Below are 17,236 nucleotides of genomic sequence, written 5' to 3' on the forward strand. Positions count from 1 at the left end.
AATGATGAAAAATTCAACCATTTTAAAGAAACTTTCCTTTTTAGACCGTTACCTAACCTTATGGATTTTTCTGGCAATGGTCATCGGCGTTGCCTTGGGATTTTTCATCCCAGGTATCGAAGGATTTATCAACCAATTTCAAGTGGGAACAACGAATGTCCCGATTGCCATTGGCTTAATTATGATGATGTATCCACCCCTTGCCAAGGTGCGATATGAAGAGTTAGGGGATGTCTTTAGCAATACTAAGATTCTCGCTCTCTCGTTATTGCAAAACTGGGTAATCGGCCCGATTTTAATGTTTGTGCTAGCCATCACTTTTCTACATGATTACCCTGAATATATGGCCGGCTTGATTATGATTGGATTAGCCCGCTGTATTGCGATGGTAATTGTCTGGAACGAGTTAGCCAAAGGAGATACTGAATATACAGCAGGACTTGTGGCATTCAACAGTATTTTCCAAGTTTTATTTTACAGCGTTTATGCCTGGTTTTTTCTCACAGTTTTACCGCCCTTATTTGGGTTTAAAGGCAGCGTTGTTAACATAGGAATTGGAGACATTGCCCAAAGTGTTTTCATTTATTTAGGAATTCCCTTTCTGGCTGGCTTTTTAACTCGCGCCGCCTTGGTAAAAGCCAAAGGCAAGCATTGGTATCACAGCGAGTTCATTCCTAAAATCAGTCCAATTACGCTGATTTCCCTGTTGTTCACCATCGTAGTAATGTTTAGCTTAAAGGGAAATTTAATTGTTCAGATTCCAATGGATGTGGTGCGGATAGCGATGCCGCTGCTCATCTACTTTGTGCTAATGTTCTTAGTAAGTTTCTACATGGCATGGAAAATAAAAGCTGACTATGCTAAATCAGCAAGTTTGGCTTTCACTGCTGCTAGCAATAACTTTGAATTGGCCATTGCTGTCGCCATTGCCGTGTTTGGCATTAACTCCGGTGCCGCCTTTGCTGCGGTGATTGGACCCTTAGTAGAAGTTCCTGTGCTGATTAGTTTAGTTAACCTTGCAGTGTGGTTTGAGAAGCGATTTTTTAGACGTAATATGCCCGGGTCTGTCTAGCCTAGTCATACAATTTTCCGACAAGCAATAACCAACAAAAACCATGAAAAAAGTAATGTTTGTTTGCAAAAGAAACTCCTGCAGATCGCAGATGGCGGAAGGATTTGCTAAAACCATCGGAGCAGGCAAGATTGAAGTCACCAGTTCCGGGTTAGAATCAAGCAGAGTTCATCCGACAGCAATTCAAGTCATGTCAGAAATCGGCATTGACATCACCGATCAAACATCCAACCCATTAAACGAATTCAATGCAGAAGACTACGACGCCGTAATTTCTCTGTGCGGCTGCGGGGTGAATTTACCCGAAGCATGGGTATTGCGAGAAGTGTTTGAAGATTGGCAACTCGACGATCCCGACGGACAACCCATCGAAACTTTTCACCGCGTTCGAGATGAAATTAAAGCACGAGTTGAAACATTAGTTGACTCTCTAAAGTAAGATTAGTGTCAAAATTAGAATTCTTGCCTTGTCGGTTTTAACTCAGCTCTTGCAGTATTGTCAATAAGCCTTTTATGAACAGGCCCGACGGCCCGTTCCGCGAGAAAATTCCTCTCCTGTGGAACAGGCCGGAAAGCCTGCGCGAGCGAGAATAGTCCAAGATGTCAGTTTTAACTGAGTTGCAGTATTGTCAATAAGCCTTTTACGGGCGGGCAGGATGCCCACCCCACAAGAAATTCACTCTTCGCTTCACAGGCATCTTTTTGTGGAACAGGCATCTTTTTGTGGAACAGGCATCTTTTTGTGGAACAGGCATCTTTTTGTGGAACAGGCATCTTGCCTGTTCTTAAAAATAGTGCAAGATGTGAGTTTCAATTAACTTTGTAGCGACCACTTAAAATTTGTCACTGTCGCATCCAAAGAATTAGTGCTAAATTATGAGAGGCGTTCCGCCGGAACGCCTCTACATTCGTTGCGAGCACAGACCAAAAGGTGAGCAAATGATTCAGACGGCAGTCACGCCTTTCAAAAACAAACTTCACTCAGCTTTAACTAAAAAGCAGATTACAGTTTTACAAATTAATCTGGGCAAACGCTGCAACCTCGCTTGCACTCACTGCCACGTAGAAGCTAGCCCGAAACGAACAGAAGAACTTTCCCCGGAAATTTGCGACCAATTAATTGAAATCATTCGCCGTTTTCCTCAAATTCAAACTGTTGACCTCACAGGCGGTGCTCCCGAAATGCTTTACGGTTTTAAACCGCTAGCGGAAGCTGCCAGGGCGGCAGGTAAAGAGGTCATTGTTCGTTCTAATTTGACGATTTACTTTGAAAAAGGTTTTGAAGATATTCCCGAATATTGCGCGCAGCACCAACTCAGAATTGTGGCGTCGCTTCCCTGCTACCAAGCTGACAATGTGGACAAAATGCGCGGCAGCGGTGTTTTTGACAGTTCGATTCGGGCGCTGCAAAAGCTAAATCAGTTGGGATACGGGAAAAACCCAAATTTAACTCTGGATTTGGTGTACAATCCACAAGTGCCGGCAACAGACAAGTTTTCGCTAACACCGGAACAAGGCAAGTTAGAGAAAGATTACAAGGTTTATTTAGCGGAACATTTTGGGATTTGTTTTAATCAATTGTTCGCGATTACTAATTTGCCGGTGGGACGGACTAAGTTTCATTTGGAACATAAGAAACTTCACAAGCCTTATCTGGGGTTTTTGGAGGATAATTTTAATCGCGGGACTCTGGAACATTTAATGTGCCGTAACGAATTGTCGATCGACTATTTGGGCAATGTCTACGACTGCGATTTTAACCAAATGGAAAATCTGCCGGCGAAAACTGGCAGCGGGGAAAAGATAAATACTGCTAAATTGCTCGCATCTGGCAGTTTAGATGTGATTCAAGAGGTGCAAACGGCTGCTTATTGTTACGGCTGTACGGCGGGTAGCGGTTCTAGCTGTGGCGGTACTTTGATTTAATTTAAGGGAAAAATTGCGCTTTATTACAGAGTTTTTTATCGCTAAAGCGCAACTACAAACCTGACAGTGTATGCAATGAATGAGTGGGGAGTTTAGGTAATGAATGATTCGCGATCGCCCGATGAAAATCCGCCGCCATCAAATAGGTGGAAGCTGATTTTAGGGATTGGTTTAGCTGTGGCTTTGATTGTGGCGGCAAAGTTTTTCAACTTCCAAGGAATTCTGAGAAATGCCTTGGAGTCGATCGCGAGTCTCGGCCCTTGGGGCCCGGCAGCTTTTATTCTAATTTACATTGTCGCAACGGTTCTATTTATCCCCGGTTCTTTGCTGACTCTCGGTTCTGGCGTTTTGTTTGGAGTCGTTGGCGGTTCGGTTTGTGTTTCCATCGGCTCAGTTTTAGGCGCAACTTGCGCTTTTTTGGTAGGGCGGTATTTAACTCGCGACTGGGTTTCCAAGCAGATAGAGGACAATCAAAAATTTAAGGCGATCGACTCCGCAGTTGCCTCTGAAGGATGGAAAATAGTGCTGCTGACGCGGCTTTCTCCCATTTTTCCGTTTAATTTGCTTAACTATGCTTTTGGAGTCACGCAGGTATCTCTAAAAGACTATTTTTTCGCATCTTGGATCGGCATGATTCCGGGAACTGTCATGTATGTTTATATCGGTTCCCTCGCCGGGAGTTTGGCTGCACTCGGATCTAGCGGGCGATCGCGCACTGCTGCTGAGTGGGCTCTCTACGGCATTGGTTTGCTAGCAACGATCGCCCTCACCGTTTATGCAACCCGCTTGGCAAAAAAAGCTTTAGACGAAAAAATTTACCCGTGAGATTATAGCGCAAATGTGTAATTTTGTCAACAAGTATTTACCTCTACCTTATAATACATTGCTAATTTAAAAAACTCCGTATTTTCTCTGTGTTATTTACAATTATTTTGTTATACAAACGAGATAGATATTAAAGATATCGTCAAGCACTAACCTCAAGTAGGTAAACCGAAGGTCCAAATATAAAGCTGATGCCAAAATAGAAGGCGAGCGTGCGATCGGAATAAGAATTGTTTGCAGTCAGGAATGCAAGTCATACCATTTTAAATTTTAGATTTTAGATTTTAGATTGGGAATGACTGATGACTACCAGGGTTGGGAGGACCGGTCTACAGTTGCATTATTTTCTGAAACTGGTCTCACGACTTGGCTGATATTAATTCTGCCGAATGACCAATACCGTTTGATGAATTTGATTCGGAGAGAACATTTGATGATGCAAAACCCAGCAAATCAAGCCGGATCTGTGTCTGCGCCACCGCCACACCAAGCAAAAAAGCTGCGCCACTTTTGGGAAAACATCAGCAATTCTGCTCAATCGCGGTGGCAGCAAGCGCAGAGTCTTTGGCAGCACAGACGGCAGCGCCGCCATTTGCTGACCCTGCTAATTCTTGGCACCACCGCTTTAACCATTAGCACAACTGCTTGCATCAGCTATTTTTTTGTGCGCGGACTAATCCTCGACAATTTAAAGCAAATAGCCCTATTAAAACTAGAAAAAGGCACCGACGAAATCGACCGCTGGCTAAGCAGCCGCAAAGCAGAAATAGAAACCATTGCTTACGATCCTAGGGTTGGCACTCTCAATTGGCAATTAGTCGAGCCCCGGTTGCAAGGAGAAATATACAGATTAAAAGAGTATTTCGTCCTGTCATTAACTCAACCCGACGGCTCATTTATTAACACTTTAGGCAACCGCGGGAACAGCAAAGACCGCCAACACTTTAAAAAAGCAATCGCCGGGCAGATCAACGTTTCCGACCCGCTGATCGGCCGCACTACAAAAGTTTCGACGATCGTCATTTCAGCTCCTATTTGGGCTTTACCTCCCGCTCCCAATCAAGTAATTGGAGTCCTCTCGGGCAGCATTAAATTAGACCGAGTAACATCTGTCGCTAACAGCTTGCTGTACGGTTCCGACAGTTATGCTTTTGCACTCAATTCGAAAGGAGTGCCAATTGTTCATCCCAACAATAACTTAATCGGAAATACCGACCGCCCGGCCCCAAGCTTTTTACAGTCACAAGACCCCGCACTCTCCACAATTGCGCGGCAGATGATCGACCGCCAGACGAATATCGAACTGGTAAAAATAGATAACAAATGGGTGTATGTAGCCTATGCTCCCCTCAAGGAAGTTAACTGGTCGATGGCTTTAGTAATTCCCCGCGAAAATATTGAATCCCAACTGCAAGCATTAAATTTGCTGACATCCGTAGTGGCCGGACTGCTCGTCCCGGCAATGCTAGCAGCAATTTGGCTAATTTACTCTTCCGAAAACAATCGCGCTCAAGCGGAGCGAGAAGCCATGCTCAACCGGATTGCCGGACGCATTCGCGCTTCCCTGGAATTAGACAAGATTGTGCAAAGTACAGTCGAAGAAATAGTAAGTTTGCTGCACCTAGAACTGGCGGCTTTTGGTTGGTACAAACCGCAAGAAAAAATCTTGCAAATCCTGTGGGAATGTTGCCCGTCTGATTCTGCGACACAAGCCATAAAGTTTGAGCCTTACTTTCTAGAAAATGTGTTAGTACGGAGTGGTCAAGGCGAACCAATTCTTCTTTCGAGCGACACTTGGGCGAAGGGTGTAAGTCAACCGCCGGAACTTAAAGCTAATAGCTATTTAGCCGTACCTGTCCAGACTCAGAACCAGCCGCAGGGTTATTTAATTTGCAGCCACGCTACTCATTGGCTTTGGAGCCGGGAGGAAATCCAACTATTAAAAGCTGTGGCCGACCAATTGGCGATCGCAATTACTCAAGCTCACCTTTACAGTCAAACGCAAGACCAAGTAAAACTGCTTAATAGTGCCTTAAATGAACTGAAAAAAACTCAAACTCATTTAGTGCAGAGCGAAAAAATGTCATCCCTAGGTCAAATGGTGGCTGGAATAGCGCACGAAATCAACAACCCTGTTAACTTCATTTCGGCTAATTTGCCTCACACCAGCAAATATACTAAAGATTTATTAGAGTTGGTGAGTTTATACAAAGAAGCGTTCCCAGAGGTTCCCCAGGAAATTGCAGATTTTACCGAAGAAATCGAGTTAGAATTTATCGAGGAGGATTTGCCGCATATATTGAATTCTATGAAAATAGGAAGCGAACGCATTCGCAGCATAGTTCTTTCTTTGCGAAACTTTTCTCGCCTAGATGAATCTGACAAAAAGCTAGCGGACATTCACGAAGGTATAGAAAACACCTTGCTGCTGCTCTCCAACCGCATTAAAAATAGAATTTATATAGTCAAGAAATACGGGAAAGTGCCTTCAGTCGAGTGCTATCCCTCTCAGCTAAATCAGGTGTTTATGAACTTGCTGAGTAATGCGATCGATGCCTTGAACGATATCGAACGCCTGGATAAAATTATTACTATTTCCACGGGAGTAGTTCGCGAACATGGCGCTAGATTTCTGAAAGTGGCGATCGCCGACAACGGCCCCGGCATTGCCGACAGCGTTAAAGACCAAATTTTTAACCCATTTTTTACTACTAAAGAGGTGGGCAAAGGCACGGGTTTGGGGTTAGCAATTAGCTACAAAATTGTAGTAGATGGACACGGAGGCAGCATCACAATTTCTCAACCTCCGGGCGGTGGTACGGAGTTTGTTGTAAAAATTCCTATTAGTAACGGAAAGTAAGACGATTTTAGATTTTAGATTTTAGATTTTAGATTTTGAAATACTTGAGAAAACAAGCTTTTGAAGCTGGTATATAGTTGCATTTTTTATAAAAACTGGTATAAGAAGGAAGTGGAAAGGAAGCCCAGGGATTGTGTAACGTTGTAACGCAGGTAAGGGATAGAGAGAAGAGGGAAGAGGGGATCAACTGTTTTAATGAATGCTAAATTTACGCCCGTTGGCTAAAATTAGAAGAGTTTTTGTTAAAGGTGTTTTATGGCTGTTGGCAAGGATACAATTTTCGAGCGCTTTTTGTCGCCCCTGATGCGACTGGCGATCGACGAAGAAGCACTGAAACGACTCTACGAAGGTATCGACTGGGAAAGAGCGGGCGATCGCTACCGACAACCCAACCTAGTTTATCCCGAATATTACAGCAGCCAAAACTTTCACGGCATTAAAGGCGGCTACCTCAACCCCAGTGCCGCCGTTTCCTACGATCCAATTACCCAATATGTTTTGCCTCCCCACGAAACAGTCGTCAGGCAAGGTTTAATTGACGCTGTGCGGGTGAAACCGCGCCGAATCATCGATTTGGGATGCGGCACCGGTTCGACAACGCTCATGCTCAAGCAAGCTTTTCCCGAAGCGGAAGTTGTCGGCTTGGACTTGTCGCCTTATATGCTGGTAGTTGCTGAAATGAAAGCCCAAAAAGCCGGCTTAAATATCCAGTGGTTGCACGGAAATGCCGAAAGCGTTGCTTTTCCCGATGCCAGCTTCGATTTAGTCGCAGCTTCCTTGCTGTTTCACGAGACGCCGCCTGCTGTATCGCGGGCAATTTTGCGAGAAAGCTTCCGACTGCTGAAGGTTGGGGGACAAGTGGCAATTTTGGACGGAAACCAAAAAACTTTGCGGCAGACAGAGTGGCTGACTGATATGTTTGAAGAGCCTTATATTAAGTCTTACGCGGCTGGCAGCCTCGATGCTTGGGCGGGGGCGGCAGGATTCGCGGCGGTGCAAACTCACGAACACTGGTGGGTGAATCAGGTGACGCAGGGCGTGAAACCTTTGCCTGGGGAAGATTTGGAACAGGCAAAGGTGGCGAGGGGGTGGAATTGGGGCGATCGAACTCCTGATTTTGATGGCGATTTACCGGGCATTCCAGCTCCGGCTTGATTTACAGAATAACCACCGAATTGAATTCGGGGCTACACAAACAAAGTCCGCCTTCGCGGACTGAATAATAACTAATAACTAATAACTCATAACTCATAACTAATAACTCATAACTCATAACTAATGACTCTAAAAGCAGTTTTATTTGATTTTAATGGCGTGATTGTTAATGACGATCCGATTCACGAGAAATTAATCGAACAATTGATGCTCGATGAAAATCTCCAGCTCAAACGTGGAGAGTTTCGAGAAGTTTGTTTGGGAAGGAGCAATCGCGCTTGCATTACCGCACTGCTCGAGCGCCGGGGACGATTTTTGACAGAAACATACCTCGATCGGCTGCTGCAGCGCAAGGCAGAAGCTTACAAAGCTCAAATAGATACTTTGGAGAAACTGCCAATTTATCCGGGTTTGGCAGAATTTATTGACAAAGTTCGGGCCGCCGGACTGAAAATGGCCGTAGTTAGCGGGGCAATGCGATCGGATATAGAATTGGTGTTAGATCGGGCCGGTTTGGCAGCAAATTTTGAGTTAATTGTCGCAGGCGACGACTTGACGGCGAGCAAACCAGCACCCGACGGCTATCTATTGGCTGTGGAACTTCTCAACCAGAAATATCCCCACTTTAACCTGCAACCGATCGAGTGTTTGGCGGTAGAAGATACTTTTGCGGGGATTGAAGCGGCGAAAAAAGCCGGGATTCAGGTAGCGGGGGTGACTCACACTTACCCGTTTCACATGATCCAGCGCCAAGCTAATTGGACGGTGGACTATTTTGCTGATTTAGAGTTGGATAGAGTGGCGGCACTTTGCTCGATCGCCCCCACTGAGCCGGCTGCGAAAAACACTTGACCTTTTTAGCAGTTACGTGCTAGTGTAAGTGACGGTCTGCGAACGTGAGAGCAAGCAAGACCTGTAAGCCTTTTAGATTCGGCAATCCCGCATCTAAAATGCTAAATTAAAACTCAATCAGGGGAATTAGCTCAGTTGGTAGAGCGCTGCGATCGCACCGCAGAGGCCAGCGGTTCGAGTCCGCTATTCTCCATAAATCAGGGGCATTTCTACAGGTGACGATCGTACTCAAAGCGAAGTGCGATCGTCACCTGCTTTGACAATCGCCTATGCAAGTGCGATATACCCTGTTGCCGCCTCACTCCTAGCATCAACAACCTGGGGAGAACCAGAAACCGGGTTTCTATGTTTCTATTTTGTGCCATGACCCGATTGCTGCCTCACTCCTAGCATCAATAAGATAATTTATCTTTTGAAACCCGGTTTCTAATGTCACACTAATTGCTGAAAAGACGTATTTTGGTGTCTAAACCCGGTTTCAGAACAGAATGCAACGGTAGGTAAGCTGCAAAGCGTTATGTCATCAGCCAATCTAAAATCTAAAATAATTAGGACTTACGCATAGGGAATCAGAAACCGGGTTTTTTAGGAAAATACAGCATATTCCATGTATATGTGGTACACAAAATCTTGCGACGCGAGTAAGGTGCGTCGCCACCCGGATGGCGAGCAATCTTTATCAAATTAGAAGCAGCGACGCACCCTACCGATTAACACCACATAATATAGCTTTATAGTGTACTTCATGAACCACCGAATATGCTGTATTTCGTTCCCCCCCGCAGATTCGGTGAAAAACCCGGTTTCTAGGCGTCGGAATGCGTAAGTCCTGATAATATCAGCCCAGTTTTTGCAGCAGTTGGCATCAATCCCCAGAAAAGTTTCTTTTTGTCAATAAATAATAATTTTTGTATCTAAAAATACAACAGTCTTCAGAAGCCAGTCTTAATATCAAGTCGCTATGTGTTATTATTCTCAATCATCTGACTCATCTATTGAAGAGTAACAAGAAAAAATGACAAAGCGATTCGATCGGCGGAAATTTATTTTATACAGTTCTGCTACCCTAACATCAAGTTTATTTCTAAAAGCTTGTAGAACTCCCACTCCAACAGCAACTCCAACCGCTTCTCCAACACCAACAGGAACTACACCAGCAGCAAGCAGTGGAAACACGATCAAAGTAGGAATTTTGCATTCCTTGAGCGGCACGATGTCAATTAGCGAAAAAAGCGTTGTTGATGCCGAACAATTAGCGATAGAAGAAATCAATAAAGCTGGCGGCGTCCTCGGAAAACAAATCGAAGCAATAGTAGAAGATGGCAACTCAGACTGGCCGACTTTTGCAGAAAAAGCCAAAAAATTGATCGACCAAGATAAAGTTGTCACAGTCTTTGGCTGCTGGACTTCCGCCAGTCGCAAAGCAGTATTGCCGGTATTTGAAGAAAAAAATCATATGCTCTGGTATCCCGTACAATACGAGGGTCAAGAGTGTTCCAAAAATATCTTTTACACCGGGGCGGCACCGAACCAACAAATTGAACCAGCAGTGGACTGGCTGCTAGAAAATAAAGGCAAAAAATTCTTCTTGGTCGGGTCTGACTACGTTTTCCCCCGCACGGCAAATACCATTATCAAGGCACAGCTAACTGCCAAAGGCGGCGAATTAGTTGGGGAAGATTACATTCCTTTGGGCGGGACAGAAGTCACGCCAATTATTACTAAAATTAAGGCAGCTTTGCCAGACGGCGGCGTCATTTTCAATTCCCTCAACGGCGACAGCAACGTAGCATTTTTCAAACAGTTGCAGGGTGCAGGTTTGGGCCCGGACAAATATCCGTCAATGTCGGTCAGTATTGCGGAAGAAGAAGTAAAGGCGATCGGCGTAGAATATCTTAAAGGCCATTACGCCGCCTGGAATTACTTCATGACTGTGGAATCTCCGGCCAATACAAAATTTGTGGAAGCTTTCAAGGCAAAATACGGCAAAGATAGAGTGACTAACGACCCGATGGAAGCAGCTTACATCATGGTTTACCTGTGGAAGCAAGCCGTCGAAAAAGCAGGGACAGCCGACGATTTGGAAAAAGTGCGGGAAGCAGCTTTGGGTCAAAGTTTTGAAGCGCCGGAGGGCAAAGTTACGATGGAAAACAACCACCACATCTCTAAATTTGTGAGGTTGGGCGAAGTGAGAGACGACGGTTTGTTTAACATCGCTTATGCTACGCCACAAGCAGTGCAGCCAGTTCCTTGGAATCAGTTTGTCGCTGAAACAAAAGGCTTTTCTTGCGATTGGTCAGATCCCGCAAAAGGTGGAAAATTCAAAGCTTGATCAGGGATGAGAATTAAATAAAATCCACTTTTCATGACTGTTGTGGGATGGGCGTCCCGCCCGTCTATCGGGGACGGGCGGGACGCCCATCCCACAAGAAAAAAGGGAAATTATTTAATTGACGATCCTAAGTAGGTAATACCAATTTCAATACCCTTGGGTTAAGCCAGATCCCCCCGGCGCCAAGGGCGGGCACGGGGGCACCGCCCCTACGAAGGGGGGGACAAGAGCGTTCTTGCCTCACCCCCTACTCCCCTTAATAAGGGGGAACTGGACTCTTCAAAGTCCCCCTTATTAAGGGGGATTTAGGGGGATCTAGACTCGGCTACAAGCGAAATATACACAGGGTTTTAGTTCTAAGTTGACACCAATGGGATAAAATCCGCCCCTAATTATCCGCAAACAAAGTTGACCGAGTTGATGCAGGAGTAACAAAAGTGGCGATATTAGATGGTTTATTTAACGGCATTAGCATCGGCGCAGTTTTACTAATTGCAGCCCTGGGATTAGCTATTATTTTCGGGCTGATGGGCGTGATTAATATGGCTCATGGCGAGTTGATGATGCTGGGGGCTTATACAACTTTCGTGGTGCAAAATGTCTTCAAAGGCATGGGAGGATTTGCTTTTGAAACCTATATTTTATTTGCAATTCCCCTAGCTTTTTTAGTCGCTGCATTGGTAGGATTGATTCTCGAACGCGGAGTGATTCGCTATCTTTACGGGCGGCCGCTAGAAACTCTGCTGGCAACTTGGGGCGTAAGTTTAATTTTGCAGCAGTTTGTCCGCAGCGTGAGTTGGGTGTTGGTAATTGGGATTGCGGTGTTTTGTTTGCTGTTTTTTGGCGGTTTGCGGTTGCTCAAATCTCGCCTGGATTTCGATCGCATTCGCAACAAAATAATCGCCCTAATTTTACCTCTGTCTTTGGGTATTTCCTGGGCGGTGAGCGCATTTTTAGGGCAAACTTACAAACTGGCAGTAACTCAACCTTGGTTTGGCGCTCAAAATGTGGACGTAACTGCACCGCAATGGTTGCGGGGCGGCATACCGCTGGGCAATTTTCAGTTGCCCTACGCCCGAGTTTTTATTATTGTGCTGACAGGAATTTGTTTGGCGGGAATTTACCTATTTTTGCAAAAGTCTGTGTGGGGATTGCGGATTAGATCCGTGACGCAAAATCGCAGCATGAGCGCGTGTTTGGGAATTCCTACCGAACAAGTAGACGCGCTGACTTTTGCTTTGGGTTCGGGGCTGGCAGGTGTCGCTGGGTGCGCGATTAGTTTGATCGGTTCGGTAGGGTCAAATACCGGACAAAATTATATAGTCGATACGTTTATGGTGGTGGTTGTGGGCGGTGTCGGCAAGATTGTGGGGAGTGTAGTTGCTGCGATCGCGATCGGCACTGCAAATTACCTGATCGGTTCTGGAACCTTAGCATTAATGTTCGCTCCTGTCAAGCCTTTAGCCGACTTCTTCACATTTTTCGCCACAACCAGCATGGCAAAAGTAATGGTATTCGCCTTAATTATGGCTTTTCTGCAAGTGAAGCCGGGAGGGATTTTCCCGCAAAAAGGGCGGACGGTAGAAAATTAAAAATTACAACTGCGAGTGTAGCGAAAAATGCAGAAAACACATCAAAAACCCTGGCTAAAAGAAGCGGCAATTGTCAGCGCGATCGCCCTCATATTCATCTTACTCATCCCAGGAATACTCCCCGACGTTCGGCTCAATCAATTGGGGAGATTTTTAGCACTAGCAATTGCAGCCCTCGGCATAGACTTAATTTGGGGATACACGGGTTTGCTTAGTTTAGGGCATGGGGTGTTTTTTGCGATCGGCGGCTACGCCTTAGCCATGCACCTAAAATTGCAAATTCCCCCAACCGCCAGCAGTCAATTGCCAGAATTTATGAACCTCTACGGCGTTACCGAACTCCCCTGGTTTTGGCAACCATTTTATTCATTTCCTTTCTCAGTATTCGCAGTAGTTCTCATCCCCGCTATATTGGGCGCACTTTTGGGTTATTTAGTATTCCGCAATCGGATTCGAGGCGTTTACTTTTCAATTCTCACCCAAGCAGCAACCATTGTATTTTTTAACTTCTTTAACGGTCAGCAAAAACTGATTAACGGAACCAACGGACTCACCGACTTTAAAACCCTGTTCGGAGCCACAGTCAATGACCGAGATACTCAATATATTTTCTACATTCTCACCATACTATTTCTAGCAGCAACTTACGCCCTCTGCCGCTGGCTGACCAGCGGGCGTTTCGGTCGCCTGCTAGTAGCAATTCGCGACGACGAAATACGCCTGCGTTTCTCAGGTTACAATCCCACAGGTTACAAAGTTTTAGTCTTTGCAATTTCCGCCGGTTTAGCCGGGATTGCAGGCGCATTATTTACCGTACAAACCGGAATTATTTCGCCAAAAGCAATGGATATTGCTTTTTCAATTGAAATGGTAATCTGGGTCGCGGTGGGAGGTCGCGCCACATTATCGGGAGCAATATTAGGAGCGCTGCTAGTCAACTTTGGCAAGAGTTTCTTGAGCGAACAATTCCCCGAAGTGTGGCTATTTTTCCAAGGCGCGCTATTCCTAATAGTAGTCACAGTGCTGCCCGACGGCTTAGTCGGATGGCTGCAACATCAAGGTTTCGACAAAATCCGCAGCTTGTTCAGAAGACCCAAGTACGCATCTACTTACCCCAGCCTGGAACAAGACCCCCAAGTGCAGCGCGAAAAAGAAGAACTTGAACATTGAGTGCAAAAATATCGTGTAATTTATAAGTAGGCTGATCTAAACAAATGTCACCTACAACAGACAAACAAAGCAATCCCAATAGACTGGGGAAAAGCTGGGTTTCTGTCTGAGGAGGCGCAAGATATATGTCCACCTACTTATATATCTTTAGCAAGTAGCTTCGTTCTTTAACTTGAGGGGCAACATATGGCAGATATTATTGACTACAAAATCTACGGCGACGATTTGCAACTCATCGAGATTGAACTCGACCCCAAAGAAGGCGTGAGGGCTGAAGCTGGAACCATGACATACATGGAAGGCGACATCCAAATGCAAACATCCACAGGCGGCGGCTTATTTCAAGGTTTCAAACGGATGCTGACAGGAGCGGGTTTTTTCATTACCACCTTTGTCAACGCCGGAAACCGCAAGGCCCGCGTCGCTTTTGCCGCCCCCTATCCGGGTAAAGTAATTCCCCTAGATTTAGGCCAACTTGGCGGTAAATTTTTGTGTCAAAAAGACTCATTTCTCTGTGCGGCCAACGGCATTGAAATTGAGGTAGCTTTCACCAAGCGGCTAGGTGCCGGTTTCTTTGGCGGAGAAGGTTTTATTCTGCAAAAATTGCAGGGTGACGGGCTAGCTTTTGTTCATGCGGGAGGAACAATAGTGGAGAAAAATTTGGGAGTTGGCGAAGTGTTGCGAGTAGACACCGGTTGTTTGGTAGCTTTTGCGCCGACTGTAGATTACGATATTCAGTTTGTTGGGGGGTTTAAAAATGCTTTATTTGGAGGTGAAGGCTTGTTTTTGGCAAAGATGACTGGGCCTGGAAAAGTATATGTACAAAGTTTGCCGCTCTCGAAATTAGCCGAGCGAATTTTAGCTGCTTCTCCACCTCCAATGTCGAGCAGTTCTAGCAGTTTTAGTTGAGAGCAAAATAACCGTTTACGTGCTTGTGTAGGGTGCGTCAGCCCGCAGATTTCCTGGCTTACCCAGAGACTGTTAACTGACGCACCTTATCAGAGAAAATCACCGCTGTCAGTCAGGTGCGTCAGCCAACAGATTTTCCGGCTTACCCAGACACTGTTAACTGACGCACCCTACCCGAAAAAATAACCTATGAATGGCAAAGTATTAGAAATAGAAAACTTGACTGTGAGTTTTGATGGTTTTAAGGCCATCAACGGTTTAAATTTTAGTATGGATGCGGGCGAACTGCGAGTTATTATTGGCCCCAATGGTGCGGGGAAAACAACTTTTCTCGATTCAATTACCGGGAAGGTGCAGCCGACAGAGGGCAGGGTGTTATTTAAGGGACAAAATTTACGCAAGTTGTCGGAAGATAGGATTTCTCGCTTGGGAATTGGCCGCAAGTTTCAGACGCCGCGAGTTTACTTAAATTTAACGCCGCGCGAAAATTTGGAATTGTCTTGCAGCCGCCATAAAAATGTTTTTTCGACTTTGTTCAAGCCTGCTTCTACTGCTGAAAAACGCACGGTTGCGGGTTTGTTAGAAACAATTGGTTTAGTTGCTAAAGCTGATATTTCGGCTGGTTTGCTTTCTCACGGGGAAAAGCAATGGTTGGAAATTGGAATGTTGGTGGCTCAATCTCCTGATTTGTTGTTGGTAGATGAACCTGTGGCGGGTTTGACGGATGAGGAAACGATGTTAACTGGAGAGTTGCTGATTTCGTTGGCCGAAAGTCATTCGGTGCTGGTAATTGAACACGATATGGAGTTTGTGCGGCAAATTGCGCGGCAGGTGACGGTGTTGCATCAGGGTGCGGTTTTGTGCGAGGGGACTATGGATGAGGTGCAAAATGACGATCGGGTAATTGAGGTATATTTGGGAAAACCTGACAGTTGACAGTTGACAGTTGACAGTTGACAGTTGACATATCATCTTTGGTAAATTAACCACAAGATTTGTAGGGGCGGGTTAACCAACAATCTTTCATCCTCACCGACAATCTACAGAAACCCGCCCCAGCGACCAAATTTGAGCGCGGGTAATTCAACGGACACGATGCCAATTACCAATTACCAATTACCAATTACCAATTACCAATTATTAAATATATGCTGCAAGTCTCTAATTTGAATGTTTATTACGGCGAAAGTCACATTTTGCGCGATGTCGATTTAAGTGTCATGGCGGGGCAAATGGTTTGCTTGATCGGCCGCAATGGTGTGGGCAAAACTACTATGCTAAAAACGATTATGGGGTTGCTGCAACCGCGCAGTGGCACTATTGCTTTTGGCGGAGAATCTATTGCTTCTAAGTTGACTCACCAGCGGGCTAGATTGGGAATTGGTTATGTGCCTCAAGGGCGTGAAATTATTCCCCGTTTGACGGTGAAAGAAAATTTATTGTTAGGTTTGGAAGCGAAACCAACCAAAATCAAAAATCCTGAAGTTCCTGATGAAATTTTTGATTTATTTCCTGTTTTGAAAACTATGCTCGATCGCCTGGGAGGTGATTTGAGCGGGGGACAGCAGCAGCAGTTAGCTATTGCTAGGGCTTTGATGGGTGAGCCGCAGTTGCTGGTTTTGGATGAGCCTACGGAGGGGATTCAACCGTCGATTATTTTAGATATTGAAGCTGCGGTGCGCCGCGTGGTTGCGACTAGGGGAATTTCTGTTTTGTTGGTGGAGCAACATTTGCATTTTGTGCGGCAAGCTGACTGGTATTATGCTATGCAAAAAGGCGGGATTGTGGCTTCTGGAAGCACTAGCGAGTTAAGTGATGAGGTGATTCAGAGGTTTTTGGCTGTTTGAATAGAATTGAAGGAAGGCACGACACGGATTTTGACGATGACAGCGAGCGCCTCAAAGAGCAAGAAGGGCAAACGTTTAGATTTGAAAAATGGCTTATTCGTCTGGGTTCGCTTGGTATTCTGCGATCGCAGTTTGGATTTCCTCGGCGGAGACATTTGCTTGTTCTGATTTCGAGTAAATCAGGTGTAAAACAACTTGAGTCGGTGATTCAACTTGATAAATCAAGCGATAACCGCCGCTCTTACCAACTCGGGCATCACTGTTTTTAGCCCGGACTTTGTAAACGGTGTATTGAGTCCCTGTAATCTGGTTTCCTATGAAGTTTCCTTGGATAAGCTCATCAAGGACTGGCTGAATATCGGTTTGATTTGGCGATACTTTTTAGCGAGTCCTTTGAGGCGACTTTTGAAGAGTACCGTGAATTTGACTTGGACTGACATATCAGACATTGATACCGTCCCAGAGTTCCGATACGGGAAAGGTTTGTCCCGCTTTGGCTTGGTGGAGGGAGGCTTTGAGATCGGCGAGGATTCGATCGTTGGAGTCGGTATCTGAGTCAAAATCTGAGTCGAAGTCTGGGGCGATCGCCGATTGTGTCCGACTGGTCAAAAATTCCAGAAATGCCAGCGTTTGCTCTAAAAGTGGCTCAGGAGTCCGTTCGATCGCTTCGAGAAGGCGTTGTTTAATCGGCGACAT

The 17,236-nt window shown here is 45.5% G+C and carries 16 protein-coding genes and 1 tRNA gene; 14 read left to right on the forward strand and 3 right to left on the reverse strand.

Features of this window, described 5'->3' with window-relative positions:
• Position 1 precedes the first annotated feature (1 nt).
• From arsB to OSC7112_RS06080, 8 genes are all read left to right on the forward strand, one after another.
• Positions 2–1,072, forward strand: a complete 1,071-nt coding sequence (arsB, locus tag OSC7112_RS06045) for an ACR3 family arsenite efflux transporter (protein ID WP_015175078.1) — start codon at positions 2–4, stop codon at positions 1,070–1,072.
• 43 nt (positions 1,073–1,115) lie between these two features.
• Complete coding sequence (gene arsC / locus OSC7112_RS06050; RefSeq protein WP_015175079.1) at positions 1,116–1,511, forward strand: arsenate reductase, glutathione/glutaredoxin type; 396 nt, start codon at positions 1,116–1,118, stop codon at positions 1,509–1,511.
• 500 nt (positions 1,512–2,011) lie between these two features.
• Positions 2,012–2,998 (forward strand): arsenosugar biosynthesis radical SAM (seleno)protein ArsS, encoded by a 987-nt coding sequence (gene arsS / locus OSC7112_RS06055; RefSeq protein ID WP_041622951.1) that lies wholly within the window; start codon positions 2,012–2,014, stop codon positions 2,996–2,998.
• A gap of 99 nt (positions 2,999–3,097) precedes the next feature.
• Entirely contained in the window at positions 3,098–3,823 is a 726-nt protein-coding gene (locus OSC7112_RS06060) for a TVP38/TMEM64 family protein (protein ID WP_015175081.1), read from the forward strand.
• Positions 3,824–4,256: 433 nt separating this feature from the next.
• Positions 4,257–6,683, forward strand: coding sequence for an ATP-binding protein (locus OSC7112_RS06065; RefSeq protein ID WP_223300770.1), 2,427 nt, complete (start codon positions 4,257–4,259; stop codon positions 6,681–6,683).
• A gap of 255 nt (positions 6,684–6,938) precedes the next feature.
• Positions 6,939–7,838, forward strand: coding sequence for a class I SAM-dependent methyltransferase (locus OSC7112_RS06070; RefSeq protein WP_015175083.1), 900 nt, complete (start codon positions 6,939–6,941; stop codon positions 7,836–7,838).
• Between the two features lie 123 nt (positions 7,839–7,961).
• Positions 7,962–8,690, forward strand: a complete 729-nt coding sequence (locus OSC7112_RS06075) for an HAD family hydrolase (protein ID WP_015175085.1) — start codon at positions 7,962–7,964, stop codon at positions 8,688–8,690.
• A gap of 120 nt (positions 8,691–8,810) precedes the next feature.
• A tRNA-Ala gene (locus OSC7112_RS06080) sits at positions 8,811–8,883 on the forward strand.
• Between the two features lie 16 nt (positions 8,884–8,899).
• Here the strand turns inward: OSC7112_RS06080 and OSC7112_RS39425 are convergent.
• Positions 8,900–9,055 (reverse strand): hypothetical protein, encoded by a 156-nt coding sequence (locus OSC7112_RS39425; RefSeq protein WP_190274336.1) that lies wholly within the window; start codon positions 9,053–9,055, stop codon positions 8,900–8,902.
• A gap of 650 nt (positions 9,056–9,705) precedes the next feature.
• Between OSC7112_RS39425 and urtA the strand changes: the two genes are divergently transcribed.
• The 6 genes from urtA to urtE all read left to right on the forward strand — a co-directional run bounded on the left by urtA (position 9,706) and on the right by urtE (position 16,540).
• Positions 9,706–11,022, forward strand: coding sequence for an urea ABC transporter substrate-binding protein (gene urtA, locus OSC7112_RS06085; protein WP_015175086.1), 1,317 nt, complete (start codon positions 9,706–9,708; stop codon positions 11,020–11,022).
• Between the two features lie 437 nt (positions 11,023–11,459).
• Positions 11,460–12,614, forward strand: coding sequence for an ABC transporter permease subunit (locus OSC7112_RS06090; protein WP_015175087.1), 1,155 nt, complete (start codon positions 11,460–11,462; stop codon positions 12,612–12,614).
• A gap of 27 nt (positions 12,615–12,641) precedes the next feature.
• The gene (urtC, locus tag OSC7112_RS06095) at positions 12,642–13,784 is read left to right on the forward strand and encodes an urea ABC transporter permease subunit UrtC (RefSeq protein WP_015175088.1); all 1,143 of its coding nucleotides are present in this window, start codon (positions 12,642–12,644) and stop codon (positions 13,782–13,784) included.
• A 186-nt stretch (positions 13,785–13,970) separates the two neighbouring features.
• Positions 13,971–14,693, forward strand: a complete 723-nt coding sequence (locus OSC7112_RS06100; RefSeq protein WP_015175089.1) for a TIGR00266 family protein — start codon at positions 13,971–13,973, stop codon at positions 14,691–14,693.
• A 189-nt stretch (positions 14,694–14,882) separates the two neighbouring features.
• Entirely contained in the window at positions 14,883–15,629 is a 747-nt protein-coding gene (gene urtD, locus OSC7112_RS06105; protein ID WP_015175090.1) for an urea ABC transporter ATP-binding protein UrtD, read from the forward strand.
• A gap of 212 nt (positions 15,630–15,841) precedes the next feature.
• Positions 15,842–16,540 (forward strand): urea ABC transporter ATP-binding subunit UrtE, encoded by a 699-nt coding sequence (urtE, locus tag OSC7112_RS06110; RefSeq protein ID WP_015175091.1) that lies wholly within the window; start codon positions 15,842–15,844, stop codon positions 16,538–16,540.
• A gap of 93 nt (positions 16,541–16,633) precedes the next feature.
• Here urtE and OSC7112_RS41665 read toward each other — a convergent pair whose 3' ends face one another.
• Positions 16,634–16,765, reverse strand: coding sequence for a hypothetical protein (locus OSC7112_RS41665; protein WP_263053589.1), 132 nt, complete (start codon positions 16,763–16,765; stop codon positions 16,634–16,636).
• A gap of 216 nt (positions 16,766–16,981) precedes the next feature.
• The gene (locus tag OSC7112_RS06120; protein WP_015175092.1) at positions 16,982–17,236 is read right to left on the reverse strand and encodes a hypothetical protein; all 255 of its coding nucleotides are present in this window, start codon (positions 17,234–17,236) and stop codon (positions 16,982–16,984) included.

Source organism: Oscillatoria nigro-viridis PCC 7112, from assembly GCF_000317475.1.
GTDB classification, from domain to species: Bacteria; Cyanobacteriota; Cyanobacteriia; order Cyanobacteriales; family Microcoleaceae; genus Microcoleus; species Microcoleus nigroviridis.